A 16,186-nucleotide genomic window follows, 5' to 3' on the forward strand; every position below is an offset into this window, starting at 1 on the left:
GGCCATGGCCTCCCGGCGCGCGGCGCGTCGGGAGGGTGGCGGGACACCATGCCGCACCGGACGCGGCGGTCGGCCCGAGCGCCCGGGCACGACGACCGCTCCCCGGCTGCCGCCGGGGAGGGTGCCGTCCGTCCGAGTCAGGCGGCTGGGTCGTAGACCCGCTCCTCCTCGGGTACGCCGGCGTCGTCGTAGAGACGTTCCAGGGCGTCCGGCGCGTAGATCTCGTAGTCGGGGACGACCCCGCCGATCAGGCCGAGCATCTTGTTGGTCCACTCCTGGCTGGCGCTCATCGCGCTCATCGTCGCCTTGAAGAACGGCGGGAGTTCGGTGAGTTCGCCGAGCGTGGTGGTGAAGTCGTAGACGCCGGCGCTCTCCTCGTCGCGCACCTTGTTGTACTCGGCGAGCGCCTCGTCCATGGGCCGCTGCCCGGCCAGTCCCTGGTGGATGCGTTCGGCGAGCAGCTCGCCGTGGAGGAGGGCGTCCGTGATGCCCCACCCGGTGTAGGGGTCCTTGTGGTAGCCCGCGTCGCCCACGAGAGCCCAGCCGGGGCCGTGGGCACGGCGGTAGTAGTTGTCCGGGTAGCGCATGGGACGGAAGTCCTCCTCGCGCCGCCCGCTGTCGCGCAGTTGGGCGCCCATGTCGGGGTGGACGTCGTCGAAGACGGCCTGGAAGCGGGCCTCCACGTCGGTGCGGAAGTCCTTGAGCTGGGCTCGGGTGCAGATGACGGCCAGCATGGTCAGCCCGTCGTTGGTGGGCCAGCTGCCGAACCAGCGCTCGTGGAAGCCGGTCTTGTGGTGCAGGCCCCAGTCGAGTCCGCTGAAGTACGAGTAGTAGATGAATCCGGCCGCGGGCCGGACGTTGTACAGCTCGGCGCCGACCTTCTTGGCGACCGTGGAGTGGAAGCCGTCGGCGCCGATGACCACCGACGCCCGGAACTCCCGCTCCGGTCCGTCGCCCTCCCGCCCCCGGATGCCGGTCACCCGGCCCTCGGAGGCGAGGACGTCGGAGACGGTGAAGTTCTCCAGCACCTCGGCGCCGGCCCTGCGGGCGGCGTTGACCAGGATCTCGTCGAGCACGGTGCGGCGCGGGCAGTACACGGCGTCGAGGCCGTCGACGGGGTCGGCGAAGCCGTTGAGCTCGATGCCCCGGTACGCGTAGTGCATCTTGCGGAGCGCCGGGGTCTTCGCGTCGACGATCTCGTCGAGCAGTCCCCACTCGCGGAGCTTCAGCAGCCCCGCCTGGTGGATGTAGTGGGTCGAGACGGTGTCACTGGGGAAAGAGGACCGGTCCACCACCAGGACCCGGTGACCGAGGCGTGCCAGGAGCATGGCGACCGGAGAGCCGGCGCAGCGGGCACCCACAACAATGACGTCGTACACGCGATCCCCCATGTTCAGGTCAGGCAACCGGAAGATAATCGGGCCCGGTTCCAGCGCACGTGGTCGGCGGCGCCGATAGTGACGTGAAGGCTATGAGTATCGGCCAACAAAGGTCAAGAGAAGGTTAGAGGCGAGTCAATTGAGCATCGCGCCGATAAGGCGCCGGAATAAACAACTCCGCTCACATGCGAGAACATCGACGTCCACTATCAACCGTTATGACGGTTTCAGAATGGCGGTTTTGACCATACCTATGGCTTGCGTCACTCGCGAGGAGACCTGGATCACAGCCACGCTCAGTAAGTGATGGCGCTTCCATGGAACACACGGCGTAGGTAAAGGAAGCGATTTGAGAAATGAACCTCCGCTCCGCCTTCCCGCTCGAATTACTCAGTTGACGTAACCCGAGAAGTTAGAAGAATAAATCGCGCCAACAGTGGCCGAATACTTCCGCAGCGGGCCGGAATCCGCGGATGCCTGCGGCAGACCCGCAGCCGGGAAGATCAAGAAGCCCTCGGTCGAGGTCTCCTACGACGGCAAGACCTGGCGCTCCGCCCGGGTGGCCCCTGTCGGCAAGGGATGGACCTCCCTGGTACGACACCCGGAAGGTCCCGGCTTCGTGTCCCTGCGCACCACCTGGGCGCCGCCGGTGCCGCCGGTCGTCTCCACGCCCCTGTCCGCGGCCTTGTCGCCCCGGGCAGTGAGTGGACAGCCGGTCGAAAGCCCGCCCGGGCACGGTGATGTGTGTCCCCGAGACGTCCGGAGAACGGTCGCACGGCGCCGCTCGTTGCCGGCTGGCCGTTCCGTCGATTGCCCTCAAGGAAGTCGTATGAAGAAGATCGTGATTCTGGGCGGTGGCTTCGCCGGCGTGTGGAGTGCCGCGGCCGCCATTCGGCTGCGCGACAAGCAGAACGTGCCGCGGCACGAACTGTCGGTCACCCTGATCAGCCCGAGCCCGGATCTCGTCATCCGTCCGCGCCTGTACGAACAGGTTACGCACGACGTCAAAGTGCCGCTGCGCAAGGTGCTGGGCACGCTCGGCGTGGACATCGTCACCGCGGCCGCGACCGGCATCGACGTTCAGGCGTCGACGGTGACGCTCGACGGGGGTCATGAGCCCGTCCCCTACGACCGTCTCGTCCTGGCCGTCGGCAGCCGCGTCGTCCGCCCCGCGTTCCCGGGGTCCGAGGCGGTCCACGACGTGGACTCGATCGAGGCGGCCGAGGCGCTCCAGAGGCACCTGGACTCCCTGGCCGACACGCCCCCGTCGCGCGCTCGTTTCACGGCGGTCGTCGTCGGAGCCGGTTTCACCGGTCTCGAGGTGGCCACCGAGCTGGTCGGCCGGCTCCGCAAGCTGGCCTCCGCAGCCTCCGCGGCGGACGACGTACGCGTGATCCTGGTCGACAAGGCCGAGGTCGTCGGACCGGAACTGGGAGACGGCCCGAGGCCCGTCATCGAGGAGGCGCTCGACCGGCTGGCGGTCGAGCGCCGGACGGGAGTCACCATCGACTCGGTCGACGGTGACCGGGTGCGCCTCTCGGACGGCAGCGTCCTGGAGGCCGGGACGGTCGTGTGGACGGCCGGCATGCGTGCCCACCCTCTGGCCGCGGAGGTGGCGGCTCCCCTCGACCGGCTGGGCCGGCTGCACGTCGACGAGTATCTGGCGGTGCCGGGCGCACCGGGCGTCTACGCGGCCGGCGACACGGCGGCCCCCGAGGCGGCCCCGGGCCACCCGGTCACCCAGAGCTGCCAGCACGCGATTCCGCAGGGCAAGTACGCGGGGCACAACGCTGCGGCGAGTCTGCTCGGGGCGCCCCCGCTCCCGTTCCGTGCCGCGCCCTACGTCACGTGCCTCGACCTCGGTGCGCAGGGAGCCGTCTTCACCACGGGCTTCGAACGGACGGTCCTGCACACCGGTGAAACGGCCAAGGACATCAAGGTCAAGATCAACACCGAGTGGATCTATCCGCCGGTCAACGACGTGGAGGCCCTGCTGGACCAGGCGAACCCGCAAAGCGCGCGGGCGTCCTGACCCTGGCCGCATCACCCCCGAGCCCCGACCCCCCGTACCCCCCACACCTATTCGAAGGAAACCCCTGTGACCACGAACGTCAAGCTCGCCGACGGGCAAGGAGTGCAGCGGCTTCGTCACCACCGCCGCGGCCCACGGCGGCCAGGAGTCGACCCTGCTCGCGCTCCACAACTCGATCCACCACTTCGGCGGCATCCTCGTCGCGCCCGGCTTCACGGACCCGGTCAAGTTCGCCGACGTCAACCCCTGGGCACGTCCCACGTGGCCGGTCAGGGGGTCAACGCGGTCGACGAGACGACACGCAACACCGCCCACCACCAGGCCGAGCGTGCGATCCGGATCGTGGCCGCCCTGAAGTCCGGCCTGTAGGCCGCCTGCGCCGAAGCGGCGGACGGACCGACGGCTTTCCGGCCCTCTCACGCACCGCCGTCACCCGGGAAGCGGACACCGCGCCGGGGTGACGGCTGTGCCGTAGGCGCAGGCGGGGGACGGCCCGCCGCTCCGGCGGACGACGCTTCCGTTCTCTGCGGCACGGCAGAGACCCCACCCACGACAGGAGACACCCAGTGACGCCGGCGATATCGGTTCCTCCGTCCGGGGTCGGATCATCACCCCCGCCGGGGAGTTCCGGAACCGGATCGCGGGTGCCGCCACCTTCAAGGTGGCCAATCCGGGCTCCGCGCGCTTCTGGTTCGACACCCGGACGGCCCAGACCAGGCTGCTCGGCCGGGACGACGCCTTCAGCGCCATCGGCCTGACCGCCGGCCCCGGCGTGAGTGACGCCGAACTCCGCGCGAACACGGTCGCCCGCCTGGGCGCGTTCGCCGGTGCCTACACGGTGCGGACCAAGGCGGAGTGGGCCGCTGACCAGAAGCCCTGCACCCACATGGTGGTGAGCGGCTGGCGCCCGGCTCGGCCACGAGCGGGGCACCACCCGTGCGGCTGGAACCCCGCCTGCCGCCCGACGCCAACGTCGTTCGGACGTGACGGCCCCGGCTCCCCTCCACCTCCGGCTCGGGCAGCCGGCCTCCGGGTGTCATGGCGCGGGCTTTTCAGAACGTGGAACCCAGTTCCCTGACATGGTTCTCGGCGAGCCGGTAGGACAGGGCGGCCTCCGGTGCAGCGGGATCGTGGCGGAGGAGGACCTGCCTGACCTCCTCCATGCCGGACCACCGAAGCCACGCTTCGAGACCGGTGGGGGACGACGTGCCGTCCGGCGGCGTGGGCCCGTAGCCGGAACCGGTCCGGATGATCGCGGCCTTGCGCTGGGTGAGCAGTCCGCGTGCCGCGTCGTCGGGCCGGTAGAGCAGGCCCGGCTGTGAGACCACGTCGATGAACTGTTTCAGCACGTAGGGCATGTCCCCGTTCCAGACCGGCACGCTGAAGAGGTAGTGCCGGTGCGCGGCGAACCGTTCGAAGGTCTCGGTGACCGCGGCCCATGCCTCTTCCTGCGGGCCTCCCAGTTCCTGACCCGCCAGTATCCCCGCGCGTGCGCCGACGGCGGTCGGGCCGAACGCGGGCAACGTCCCGTCCCAGAGGTTGAAGGTGTCCACGACGGCCGTCGGATGCGCTTCGCGATAGGCGTCCAGAAAGACATCGGCCAGGGCGAGCGACAGGGAGGCGGTGGCCCGGGGAGAGCAGACGACGTGCAGAAGGCTGTCCATGGCACACCCCGTGTCGGTGACGTCGCGATGGAGGCGATTACCGTCAATGACGGCTTTTGCCTGTTTGGCTCTGCCACCACCGTCGGGGTTCTCTCTGTCCGTGTGCTGTCCACCCACTGTCCGGCTCGATCGGCGGGGGTACGCGGGCACCGTATCGGCCTCGGCCTTCCACCGGATGCCGCGGGCGGCGGACCGGCATGGAGCGCTGAGCGCCGTTCGGGCCACATCGTTCACCCTCGCCGGCGGGTGGACGGTCGGGCGGTCGTCAGTCGGCGGCCTGGGCGCTGGCCCTGCCGTCCGCGACCATGTCGGACGCCTCGGCGTAGATCCTGCGGTAGGCGTCGTCCCCGAGGAGGGAACGGGCCCGCAGGGAGGCTCGTTCGATGTCCTGGCTCTCCAGAGGCGACGGTGGGGTGTGGTGCATACGGCGATGGCGTGCCGCCTCGCTCAGAAGGCGCGTCGCAGCACTGCCGTCGCCCAGTGCGGCACAGCCGCAGGCCAGACCCTCGGCGGCGGCCGCCACGGCCGGGGAACCAGGGGTCCTGGCGGCTGTCGCGCGGGCCTGCCGGTGGCGTTCCTCGGCGAGAGCGAGGTCACCCGAAAGTTCCGCGACGTGACCGAGGCAGGTCAGCGCCGCCGCCGACCAGTCGGGCTTGTCCTGTCCCGCCAGGTACTCGAGGACCGCCTCGGCATGGCGGGCGGCGGTGGGCAGGTCGCCTTGCTGCCGCGCCAGGTAGGCCTGCCCCAGCGCGGCCAGCGGGTTGCCCCTGGCGCCGAGGGCCCGCGCCGTCTGGTGGGATTCCTCGAAATGCTGCTGAGCCGTGCGCGCATCCTGCAGGTTGAGTTCGACGTGGCCCATGTTCGCCAGCGCGTACTGAACGGTGTTGGCCAGGCCGATCCTCCTGCCGTCCGCCCAGGCACCCTGGTAGGCGACGAGCGCTTGGCGGAGTCGGCCCGCACGGTGCAGCGCCATGCCGAGGTGGTACTGGATGGCGGAGGTACCCCAGTGGTCACCGACGCTGCGGAAGTCGGCCAGGGCGCGCTCACCGCACTCGGCGGCCCTGTCGAAGGTGCCGAGCGCGAACCGCAGTTCCATCTCGACGAAGGAGCCCAGAGCGGTCCCCCAGCGGTCACGCTGATCTCGCAGAACACCGGTGGCCTGCGCGGCCTGCGCCAGGCACGTCCCGGTGTTCTTACCCGAGGCGCCCTCCACCGCCAGGAAGAGGCGGGAGTAAGCGGCGTTGTACTCGTCACCCGCTTCGACGAGCAGGCGCAGGGATTCCTCCGCCGCCACGGCGCAGGCCGGATCGGGATGGACCACGCAGGCGCCGGGGCGGCCGACCAGCGCCTGGGTCTGCAGGGCGAGACCTCGTGCCCGGACACCGGCCGTTCCGGCCGCGTCGAGCATCGCGGTGATCTCGTCGACGCCCTCGCGGTGGCTGGCGAAGTACCACAGCCAGCCGAGGGACGCGACGAAACGCAGTCCTCGGTCCGGGTCGGCCCCCGCCGTGGCCCGGGCCCTGTGGAGCGCCGTGCGGAGGTTGTCTCTCTCCGCCGACAGCCAGGAGAGCCACTCGCTCTGTCCCGGTCCCCGCGTCTCGGACTTGGCCGTCTCGACGGTCCGGGCGTAGTAGGCGACGTGGGCGTCGGTGACGGCCGCTTCCTCCCCGCTCTCCCGCAGCCGCGTGGCCGCGTACTGCCGCAGGGTCTCCAGGAGACGGAATCGCGCGCGGGGCCCGCTGCCGGGGACGACCAGGGAGTGGTCGACCAGGTGGCGCAGCAGGCTCACGACCTCCTCGCGACGCACCTCGCCCGCCTCGCAGACCTGCTCGGCCGCGCGCAGCTCGAAGCCGCCGCGGAACACCGAGAGCCTTCGCAGCAGAGCCCGCTCGGGCCCGGAGAGCAGGTCGTAGCTCCAGTCGACGGCGGCACGCAGGGTGCGCTGCCGGGCGGAGGCCGTCCTCGGGCCGTTGTCCAGGAAGGCGAACCGGTCGTTCAGCCGGACCTCGATCTCCGCGACGGGCAGGCTCCTGGTCCACGCCGCCGCCAGCTCCAGCGCGAGGGGGATGCCGTCGAGTGCGCGACAGATCCGTGTCACCGCGGAGACGTCGTCGGCGTGGGGAGCGAAAGAGGGATGCGCGTTGCGCGCCCGGTCGCAGAAGAGCCGGACGGCGTCGTACTCCTGGGCGCGGGTGAGTTCGGTGCCCTGAGGAGGGACGTCCATCGGCAGCAGGGGACAGTGCGCCTCTCCCGTCAGGCCGAGCGGTTCTCTGCTGGTGGCCAGGATCCGGAGGCCGGGGCAGGCCGCGAGGAGTTCTTCGGCGAGCTCGGCGCAGGCCTGCACGAGGTGCTCGCAGTTGTCCAGGAGCAGCAGCGCGGAACGGGTACGGAGCATGCTGATCAGATTCGGTCCCGCATCCTCCGCGCCGTGGGCCACTCCCAGGCTGTCCGCCGCAGCCGCTGCGACACGCGCCGGGTCGGTCACCGGGGCGAGTCTGACGATCCACACACCGTCGAGACGATCGGTGAACTCCTGGGCGGCCTCCACCGCCAAGGTGGTCTTGCCCACGCCGCCCATGCCGGTCAGCGTGACGAGTCGGTGCTCACCGAGCATCTCGTGAAGACGCCCGAGTTCGGCGTCTCTGCCCACGAAGGACTTCAGTCGGGCCGGCAGATTGCCGGCCCGACGGTGCTCGGGCTGGCGGGCGGTGTGCAGGGCCGGGTCCTGCCGGAGGATGGCCTGCTCGAGGGCGCGTAGTTCCGCGGACGGTTCCAGACCGAGTTCCGCGTCGAGCATGACCCGGGTGCGCTGGTAGACCTCCAGGGCCTGGGCCTGCCGTCCCGCTCCGTACAGGGCCCGCATGAGCTGGCCCTGCATCCGTTCCCGCAGGGGGTGCTCACCGGTCAGGAATTCCAGTTCGGCGACGAGCTCCGCATGGCGCCCCATGGCGAGGAGGAGATCGACGCGCTCCTCCTGCGCGGTGAGGCGCAGTTCCTCCAGACGCGTCGCCTCGGTCGTCGCCCACGGCTCGTCGATGAAGTCGACGAGTGCGGGGCCCCGCCACAGGCCGAGTGCCTCCTCGTAGCGCAGGACGGCTTCGGTCGGCGCGTGGATCGCGAGGTGGCGCGCGTCAGCGACGAGGCGGGTGAACCGGTGAAGATCGACATGCTCCGGGCCCACCTGTAGGACATATCCCGGCGGTCTGGTGACGATCAGGTCGGACGGGGCACCCATGGCCGCGAGCGCCCGCCGCAGCTTGGACACGCGTATCTGCAGGGCGTTGCCCGGGTCGGCCGGCAGCCGGTCGGCCCACAAGGCGTCGATGAGGGTGTCGGCCGTGACGAGCTTGCCGGCGGTCAGGACGAGCCGGGCGAGGACGGAGCACTCCGCACGTGAGGGCAGGTCACAGGGCCGGCCGTCGATCACCAGTGCCAGGGGGCCGAGAAGGTGAATGTCCACCCGCTCTCTCCTCATACTGCGCGAGAAGAAGACTCTTTATATTGGATTGCCCTATATTGCCACTTTCTCTGTTGCGTGAGGACCGCGCTGCGCAGAAGATGTCGGTCGATTTTCCGACGCGGACACGCCAAGGCGGGTGAACGCCACCCTCACAGGGTCCGCGCCGCCTCCTCCCCGGCCGCCCTGAACGCGGCGGCCGGACGCAGCCGGAATTCGGTGGCCGCCCCGCGCAGGACGCGTACGCGGTCGACGCGGAAAGCACGGATGCCGCCCCGCAGCAGGTCCCACGCGAGGACGTACCAGACCGGCAGGCTGCAGTAGAGGAACTGGGGCTCGATCTCGCGTCCGGTCACCGTTCCGTGCCGGTCCTCGTACCGCACCAGGACGGTGCGGCACCGGGCGAACGCATCGAGCGGTTGCCCCGGCACCGCGGACGGAGGCGCGGTGTACCCCGCGAGCACCCGCGCGGACGCGGCCTGCCCGGTCAGGATCCGGCTGCGCAGAGCACGGATGCGCCGTGCCTGCGCCGGCGCGAAGGCCGCGGCGAGCCTGCGGGTGACGGAGTCCAGGTCGTCCAGCAGCAGCGGACTGCCGACCTTCTCCGCGATGGTGAGACCCAGGAGCAGACCGAGGGCCTCCGCCTCGTTCAGATGAACGCGCCCCAGCGACCAGCCGGCCTCCAGTCGCAGCCCGCCCCACGTCCCACGATCGCCCTCAACAGGGATCCCCGTCTCCCGCAGCAGGACGAGATCACGGTGCAGGGTGCGCCTGCTGATACCGAGCTCCGCCGCCAGTTCGGCGGCCGTGGAGTACTCGCGCCCGGCGAGCAGCGCTTTCAGCTTGTCGAGGCGCAGAACCCGGCACTCCCGGGCGTGACCACCGCCCATCCCTCCAATATGCCATCCGCTGACACATTGGCCTCTAGCGTGGGCCGCCCACCACGAGAGGAAAACCGCCATGTGCATCGCACTGGCCCCGTTCCAGCTCAGGGAAGGCGTGTCCGAGGACACGCTGCTCACTGCCTCCGACCGTTTCGAGGAGGAGTTCACGAGCGGGCAGGACGGCATCATCAGGCGCGTCCTGGTCAGGGACGGTGACGGCAGCGGCTACGGCGACCTGTTGTTCTTCCGCGACGAGGCAGCGCTTGCCCAGGTCATCGAGGCGGAACAGGACGGCGGGGCCTGTGTCGCCTACGGAGCATCCCCGCGGGCGCGGGGCCGACCGAGATCCGCAGGCCAACAACCAGTTGAGGCACGGAGCATCCCCGCGGGCGCGGGGTCGACACTTGCTGAGCAGGGACGTTACCAAGCAGGTTAGCTGTTTTCATTCAGTCCCCTCTTGAGAGGGGACGCCAGGACCAGTTCAGCAACATCGACAGGACGCCGTCAGTCGCCGCCGGTAACAACTCACCGTGCCCGCCGCGAACCGACCGGGCAAACCCCTCCCGCAGAAGGCTGACACAGGCGCCTGCCCAGTCCTCCGGGACGTGGAGACTGCCCGGACGCGTGTGCTCCCGAGCCGATGTCGAAGCTGCGGGTCCACTGATCCTGCTGTCGAGCGCCAGTCGTGCTCTCCGGCTGCCGCCCACGTGACCTTCGCAGCCGCAAGGTCGATACTGCCTCTGTAGGACCCCGTTCGCCACGCCGTCGATCTGTCGCAGAATCTGACGTGACGTCATCAAGGTCAGCATTAAGTCAGCATCAGTACCGCCACCACCCGCTCCCGACCGCTACGGACCGCCAAGATCGAGCAGTGACCGAACCGGTCTGACCAGCGAAAACACAGGTCAAAGGCCACCTGCTAAGCCCATGAGGAGACCCCCATGAAGATGCTCATCAACGTCGCGGAGACCGTCGTCGCGGACGCGTTGCGGGGCATGGCCGCCGCTCATCCCGAGTTGGCGGTGGACGTGGAGAACCGGGTGGTCGTGCGGCGCGACGCGCCGGTCGCCGGGAAGGTGGCGCTGGTCTCCGGCGGCGGTTCGGGGCACGAGCCGCTGCACGGCGGATTCGTGGGGCCGGGCATGCTGTCGGCGGCCTGCCCCGGCGAGGTGTTCACCTCGCCCGTCCCGGACCAGATGGTACGGGCCGCCTCGGCCGTGGACAGCGGCGCCGGTGTGCTGTTCATCGTGAAGAACTACACCGGTGACGTGCTCAACTTCGACATGGCGGCCGAACTCGCCGAGGACGAGGGCATCCAGGTCGCCAAGGTGCTCGTCGACGACGACGTCGCCGTGACCGACAGCCTCTACACCGCCGGGCGGCGCGGCACCGGCGCCACCCTCTTCGTGGAGAAGATCGCCGGCGCCGCCGCCGAGGAGGGGCAGCCGCTGGAGCGGGTCGCGGCCCTGGCCCGGCAGGTCGACGAGAACTCCCGCAGCTTCGGCGTGGCGCTCAGCGCCTGTACGACCCCGGCCAAGGGCAGCCCCACCTTCGACCTGCCCGCCGGAGAGCTGGAGTTGGGGGTCGGCATCCACGGCGAGCCGGGGCGTGAGCGGCGCGCCATGATGACCTCGCGCGAGATCGCCGACTTCGCCGTGAACGCCCTCCTGGACGACATGAGCCCCCGCAACCCCGTCCTGCTCCTCGTCAACGGCATGGGCGCCACACCACTGCTGGAGCTGTACGGGTTCAACGCCGAGGTGCAGCGGGCCCTCACCGAGCGCGGTGTCGCCGTCGCCCGCACGCTCGTCGGCAACTACGTCACCTCCCTCGACATGGCCGGCGCGTCGGTGACGCTGTGCCAGATCGACGAGGAGACGCTGCGGCTGTACGACGCGCCCGTGCGGACTCCGGGGCTGCGCTGGGGCATGTGATCCGTCGGCCCCCGCACGGTGCGTACGGTACGTGCGGGGGTACGCCCCCCAAGGCCCAGTCCGCTGACTTCTCGTACCACGCAAGGAGAACCCGTGCTCGACGCCGACTTCTTCCGTCGTTGGATGACGGCCACAGCGGCCTCGGTGGAACGCGAGGCCGACCGGCTCACGGCGCTCGACTCGCCGATCGGGGACGCCGACCACGGCAGCAATCTGCACCGCGGGTTCACCGCCGTGCGGTCCGTCCTGGAGAAGGAGGCCCCGGACACGCCCGGCGGCGTGCTCGTGCTGGCCGGGCGTCAGCTGATCTCGACAGTGGGCGGGGCGTCGGGTCCGCTGTACGGCACGCTGCTGCGGCGCACCGGCAAGGCGCTCGGCGACGCGGCCGAGGTGAGCGACACCGACCTCGCGTCGGCGCTGCGGACGGGCGTGGAGGCGGTGATGGCGCTCGGCGGTGCGGCACCGGGCGACAAGACGATGATCGACGCGCTGGTGCCGGCCGTCGACGCGCTCGACCGGTCCTTCGCCGCGGCGCGGACCGCCGCCGAGGAGGGCGCCCTGGCGACCACACCGCTGCAGGCCCGCAAGGGGCGTGCCAGCTATCTCGGTGAGCGCAGCATCGGGCACCAGGACCCCGGCGCCACCTCCGCCGCGCTGCTCGTCGCCGCGCTCGCCGACACCGCGGAGGTCTCCCGTGGCTGAGGTGCGGCCGGTCGGCATCGTGCTGGTCTCGCACAGCGCCGCCGTGGCCTCCGCGGTGGCCGAGCTGGCGCGGGGGCTCGCGGGCGTGGGCGCCGAGGTACCGGTCGCCCCGGCGGGCGGCACCGCGGACGGCGGGCTCGGCACCAGCGCCGAGCTGATCGCGGAGGCGGCCGCGGCCGTGGACCGGGGCGCCGGGGTCGCCGTCCTCACGGACCTCGGCAGCGCCGTCCTCACCGTGAAGGCCCTGCTCGCCGAGGGCGACGAACTCCCCGAGGGCACCCGTCTGGTCGACGCCCCGTTCGTCGAGGGCGCCGTCGCCGCGGTCGTCACCGCCTCCACCGGAGCCGACCTCGCGGCGGTCGCAGCCGCCGCGTCGGAGGCGTACACGTACCGGAAGGAATGACAGCTCCGCCCGGGCCTGCCCGCACACTCCGGGGCGGGCAGGCCCTCGTCCCGTACGCTCACACCTCGTCCGCGCGGCCGTCCCGCGTACGGGCGCGTCCGGTCGGCGCGTCAGGACCGGACGAACTCGCGTGCCAGCGCCTCCCCCTGTTCCACCGCCGCCTTGTGGTCCTCGATCGGGGTGACCTTGGTGTTCTCGAAGACGATGTAGGTGACTCCGGAGGTGACGCCGCCGGTTCGGGGGTCGGGGCGGATGCCCAGGCCCTCGGCCGTGGCGTAGGAGGCCTCGCCGATGATGTTCTGCGGACCGTTGTCGCCGACGACGGCGTACTGGACGCGGTCGCCGTGGACGACGGCGGCGACCGAGCCCCCCGTGATGCCGTGCTTGCGGTAGTCCCAGACGGAGCTGGGGGCGGGGAGGACGACGAACGGCAGATCGGCGGCGCTGAGGTAGCGGCCGTCGGACTGCTGGTAGGAGGTCGTGGGCTGGAACCACGGGTCGGTGGTCCGGTTGCAGCGCGTGCTCGGGCGGCCGTCGCAGTCGATGTCCATGTCGGCCTTCCAGTACACCGCGCGGTCGAGACCGCAGACCGGGATGACGGCGGGAGCGTCGGCGTCGCTGCGGAAGAGCCCTTCCGACACCCGGACGCAGCCACGGACCTTCGCCAGCAGCTCCGCGGCCGTCACGGCACCCTCACGCTCTATGGACTGCTGCTGGTGGGCCAGGGCGGGCAGGGTGACGGGGGCCAACAGGGCGGCGCCGGCGGCGGCCAGCGTCAACGACCGGACACGCACGATAAGGGACCCTCTCCTGGGGGACACTGACGGTCACTCACCACCCCAAGGTGGAGGGGCCGGGAGAGGAAGGCCACTGGTAGGGGGCCGGACGGTGCACACCGCCCCCACACGAGGACGCGGCCGAGGGCCCGGTCCGTCTCGGCCCCGGCCACTCGGCCGCCCTGGCCGGCGCGGGGTGGGCGACGACAGCGGCCCGCGCCGTACGACGCGAACTGACCAGCCATGCGTGCGAGTTCACGCCGCGTCAGGGCACCAGCATACGTAGCCGCGGGCCGCGCCGTGAACCGAGCGGTCGCCCCCGTCAGCTCGGCTCCGCCCCTCGCGCCTCTTGATGTGGGCGCGTCAGCATGGCATACATACAAGAGGTCAGGTACAGACCAATCCGGTGTCAGGGGCACTCACGGCACCCGCTCACCCGTGCCGCCCGTGTGCTCCCTGTCCCGCGGAGCCGACGATCGAGGGGGCTGGATCGTGCGACGCGTTCCCGTGCCGCTGCCGGTTCCGGTGTCGTCGCCGGTGCCGGCACTGGTGGTCTGCGGCTCGTTGCTCCTCGCCGTCTCCTGCGGGACGGGGGAGAGCCCGGGTCGTCGTACGCCGCCCGCTCCCCGGGGGGTCACCGTCGCCGCGGGCAGCGCGACCAGCGTGCACGTCATGTGGAACCGGGTGTCCGGCGAGCCGGAGGTCGCCGGGTACGAGGTGTACCGCGGTGAGCGGAAGGTGACGGACGTACCCGGCGACGCGCACATGGTGGACGTCACCCGGCTGCGACCGTCCACCACCTATGTGTTCACGGTCCGCGCCCGCAGTACCGCCGGGGACCTCGGGCCGCCCAGCGCCGAGGTACGGGCCACCACCCCCGCCGGCGGGGTCGCCGACCGGCGCGCCCCCAGCCGGCCCTCCGGCCTCGACGGGCGGGTGATCGGGGGCACGGCGGCCCAGCTGTCCTGGGGACCGTCGGCCGACGACCGGGACGTGGTGTCGTACGACATCCTGCAGGGCGACTCGAAGATCCACAGCGTGGGCGGGGAACAGACCGCGGCCGTGGTCACGGGACTGCGGCCCGGCACCCGCTACTCCTTCACCGTGCGGGCGCGGGACGCCGCGGACAACCTCTCCCCCGCGAGCCGGGCCCTCACCCTCACCACCGGGAAAGGGGACGGCGGGCCGGGGGCGGGCGACGCGGCGGGCACCGCGCCCACCGCCTTCCGGGCTGGCACGCGCCTCAGCGACGGGGCGTACTCCATCGACCTGTCCTGGGTGCCGCCGCGCGCCGACGGGATGGTGACGGAGTACGAGATCCAGCTCGACGGGCGGCCCGCCACGACGCTCGTCTGGGGCGGGACCCCACCGCGGGGCCGGGCCACGTACAGCTTCTACGCGGGCCGGGAGGCCGGGGTGATGCACCGCGTGCGGATCCGGGCGAAGCTGCCGGACGGCACCTGGGGCGCCTTCTCGGCGGAGCGGACGGTGACCACGGGAGGGTGACGACGTCCCCCGCACGGCGGAACCCGTCACCTGCCCGGTCGCTGTCCGCATGCGGACGGGGCGCGAGGCACGTTGGCTCGCCCTGAGGCAGCACGGGTCCTCCGTTCCCCGGCGGCGCAAGGGATGTGCCGCCGACCGTGCCGCCGGAGGGCAGACCCATGCGTACGTCTCAGCTCCTTCTCCGCTCCGGCCTGACCACGGCGGCCGCCGCGCTGCCGATCGCCCTGGCCACGCCGTCGGCCGCCGTCCCCACGGGGATCTCGGTGAGCACCACCGGGTCCTCGGTCACCGTCACCACGAGCGATTGCCCGAACAGCACCAACGGCGCGTTCGGTACGGCCTCCCTGCTCGCGAGCGGGCAGGCGAACTTCTCCCAGGGGCGTCAGGCGACCCTCGTGGGTACGAGCACCAGCCAGTCGGCGTCGTGGACCGGCGTCACCCCGGGGACCTACACCGTGATCGTGGTGTGCCGGGACGGGACCACGGCGGGCACCCAGTCCGTCATCGTCACCGCCGCCACGCCCACGATCTCCGCGACGGCCTCGCCCACCCGGGGCGTCATGGGCGGCGTGGGCGGTGCCACCGAGGAGTACGGCACCGTCACCCTGGTGGGCGGTGGCGCGCTGGTGGCCGCCGGCACGGTGGCCGCGGTCTGGTACCTGCGCCGCCGGGCCAAGCCGCACCGGCTGTGAACACCGGGCAGGCGGTCGCCGTGCGACACCGACGACCGCCTGCCCGTGTGCGCACGGCCCGGCCGGCGCGGGCTACGGCCGCCCCGCCGCCGCTCCCCCACCGGCGTCCGGCACTCCGTCGTCCGGTGGCCCGCTGCCGTACGGCGCCGCGGCGTCCGGGAGGGCCTCCAACTCCGTCAGGGCGTTCCGCAGCCACTGGGTCCAGAAGGTCTCCAGGTCGATGCCGGCCCGCAGGATCAGATGCTGGAGGCGGTCCTGGGCGGAGTCCCTGCCCGGCCCGAAGTCCCGCTTCTCGATCTCCTCGTACTCCGCCAACTGCCGCTCGTGCAGAGTGAGATGGCGCCGCAGATCGGCCTCGATGCCGGTGGTGCCGACAACCGCCGCGGCCCGCAGCCGCACGAAGAGGGCGTCACGCCACGGCCGGGGTTCCTGGGGGGCGGAGGTCCAGCGGGCCAGTTCCTCGCGGCCCGCCGGGAGGACCTCGTAGCTCTTCTTCTGCCCCCGGGCGGGCCGTTCGGCGGGCAGGGCGCGGATGTAGCCCTCGCTCTCCAGTCTTCCCAGCTCGCGATAGATCTGCTGGTGCGTCGCCGACCAGAAGTAGCCGATCGACCTGTCGAACCGCCGGGTCAGCTCCAGCCCCGACGAGGGCTTTTCGAGCAGGGCGGTGAGGATCGCGTGCGGGAGTGACATGGGCTCATCCTAGGAAGGGCCGATGAGCCCGGCCCCTGCACGCTCCGCGGGGAACCGTCGCACTCGC

Annotated in this window: 12 protein-coding genes and 1 pseudogene; 7 read left to right on the forward strand and 6 right to left on the reverse strand. The window is 71.4% G+C overall.

Annotated elements, in window-relative coordinates; translation table 11 throughout:
• Positions 1-137: 137 nt before the first annotated feature.
• Complete coding sequence (locus GSY65_RS02180) at positions 138-1,406, reverse strand: NAD(P)/FAD-dependent oxidoreductase (RefSeq protein WP_236579669.1); 1,269 nt, start codon at positions 1,404-1,406, stop codon at positions 138-140.
• 802 nt (positions 1,407-2,208) lie between these two features.
• Here GSY65_RS02180 and GSY65_RS02185 point away from each other — a divergent pair.
• Both GSY65_RS02185 and GSY65_RS02190 read left to right on the forward strand, forming a co-directional pair.
• Positions 2,209-3,411 (forward strand): NAD(P)/FAD-dependent oxidoreductase, encoded by a 1,203-nt coding sequence (locus GSY65_RS02185; RefSeq protein WP_159765671.1) that lies wholly within the window; start codon positions 2,209-2,211, stop codon positions 3,409-3,411.
• Between the two features lie 97 nt (positions 3,412-3,508).
• Positions 3,509-3,780: pseudogene (locus GSY65_RS02190) on the forward strand (NAD(P)H dehydrogenase); the annotation flags it as partial.
• Between the two features lie 683 nt (positions 3,781-4,463).
• Here GSY65_RS02190 and GSY65_RS02195 read toward each other — a convergent pair.
• The 3 genes from GSY65_RS02195 to GSY65_RS02205 form a co-directional block, all read right to left on the reverse strand.
• Positions 4,464-5,075, reverse strand: coding sequence for an FMN-dependent NADH-azoreductase (locus GSY65_RS02195; RefSeq protein ID WP_159765672.1), 612 nt, complete (start codon positions 5,073-5,075; stop codon positions 4,464-4,466).
• 265 nt (positions 5,076-5,340) lie between these two features.
• On the reverse strand, positions 5,341-8,535 hold the full coding sequence (locus GSY65_RS02200) for a BTAD domain-containing putative transcriptional regulator (protein WP_159765673.1): 3,195 nt from the start codon (positions 8,533-8,535) through the stop codon (positions 5,341-5,343).
• A 149-nt stretch (positions 8,536-8,684) separates the two neighbouring features.
• Positions 8,685-9,422, reverse strand: a complete 738-nt coding sequence (locus tag GSY65_RS02205) for a helix-turn-helix transcriptional regulator (RefSeq protein ID WP_159765674.1) — start codon at positions 9,420-9,422, stop codon at positions 8,685-8,687.
• 935 nt (positions 9,423-10,357) lie between these two features.
• Between GSY65_RS02205 and dhaK the strand changes: the two genes are divergently transcribed.
• From dhaK to dhaM, 3 genes are all read left to right on the forward strand, one after another.
• Positions 10,358-11,350, forward strand: coding sequence for a dihydroxyacetone kinase subunit DhaK (gene dhaK / locus GSY65_RS02210; RefSeq protein ID WP_159765675.1), 993 nt, complete (start codon positions 10,358-10,360; stop codon positions 11,348-11,350).
• A 93-nt stretch (positions 11,351-11,443) separates the two neighbouring features.
• A complete protein-coding gene (gene dhaL / locus GSY65_RS02215; protein ID WP_159765676.1) occupies positions 11,444-12,052 on the forward strand; it encodes a dihydroxyacetone kinase subunit DhaL in 609 nt (202 codons plus the stop codon).
• Positions 12,045-12,455, forward strand: a complete 411-nt coding sequence (gene dhaM / locus GSY65_RS02220; protein ID WP_159765677.1) for a dihydroxyacetone kinase phosphoryl donor subunit DhaM — start codon at positions 12,045-12,047, stop codon at positions 12,453-12,455. The genes dhaL and dhaM overlap by 8 nt, the downstream gene beginning before the upstream one ends.
• A gap of 110 nt (positions 12,456-12,565) precedes the next feature.
• Here dhaM and GSY65_RS02225 read toward each other — a convergent pair whose 3' ends face one another.
• Positions 12,566-13,249 (reverse strand): glycoside hydrolase family 75 protein, encoded by a 684-nt coding sequence (locus GSY65_RS02225; RefSeq protein WP_159765678.1) that lies wholly within the window; start codon positions 13,247-13,249, stop codon positions 12,566-12,568.
• 474 nt (positions 13,250-13,723) lie between these two features.
• Between GSY65_RS02225 and GSY65_RS02230 the strand changes: the two genes are divergently transcribed.
• The gene (locus GSY65_RS02230; RefSeq protein ID WP_236579670.1) at positions 13,724-14,737 is read left to right on the forward strand and encodes a fibronectin type III domain-containing protein; all 1,014 of its coding nucleotides are present in this window, start codon (positions 13,724-13,726) and stop codon (positions 14,735-14,737) included.
• A 158-nt stretch (positions 14,738-14,895) separates the two neighbouring features.
• Positions 14,896-15,429, forward strand: a complete 534-nt coding sequence (locus tag GSY65_RS02235) for a hypothetical protein (RefSeq protein ID WP_159765680.1) — start codon at positions 14,896-14,898, stop codon at positions 15,427-15,429.
• 72 nt (positions 15,430-15,501) lie between these two features.
• Here GSY65_RS02235 and GSY65_RS02240 read toward each other — a convergent pair whose 3' ends face one another.
• Positions 15,502-16,119, reverse strand: a complete 618-nt coding sequence (locus GSY65_RS02240; protein WP_236579671.1) for a PadR family transcriptional regulator — start codon at positions 16,117-16,119, stop codon at positions 15,502-15,504.
• Positions 16,120-16,186 lie beyond the last annotated feature (67 nt).

Source organism: Streptomyces sp. HM190 (assembly GCF_009857135.1).
In the GTDB taxonomy this organism is placed as follows: Bacteria; Actinomycetota; Actinomycetes; order Streptomycetales; family Streptomycetaceae; genus Streptomyces; species Streptomyces heilongjiangensis.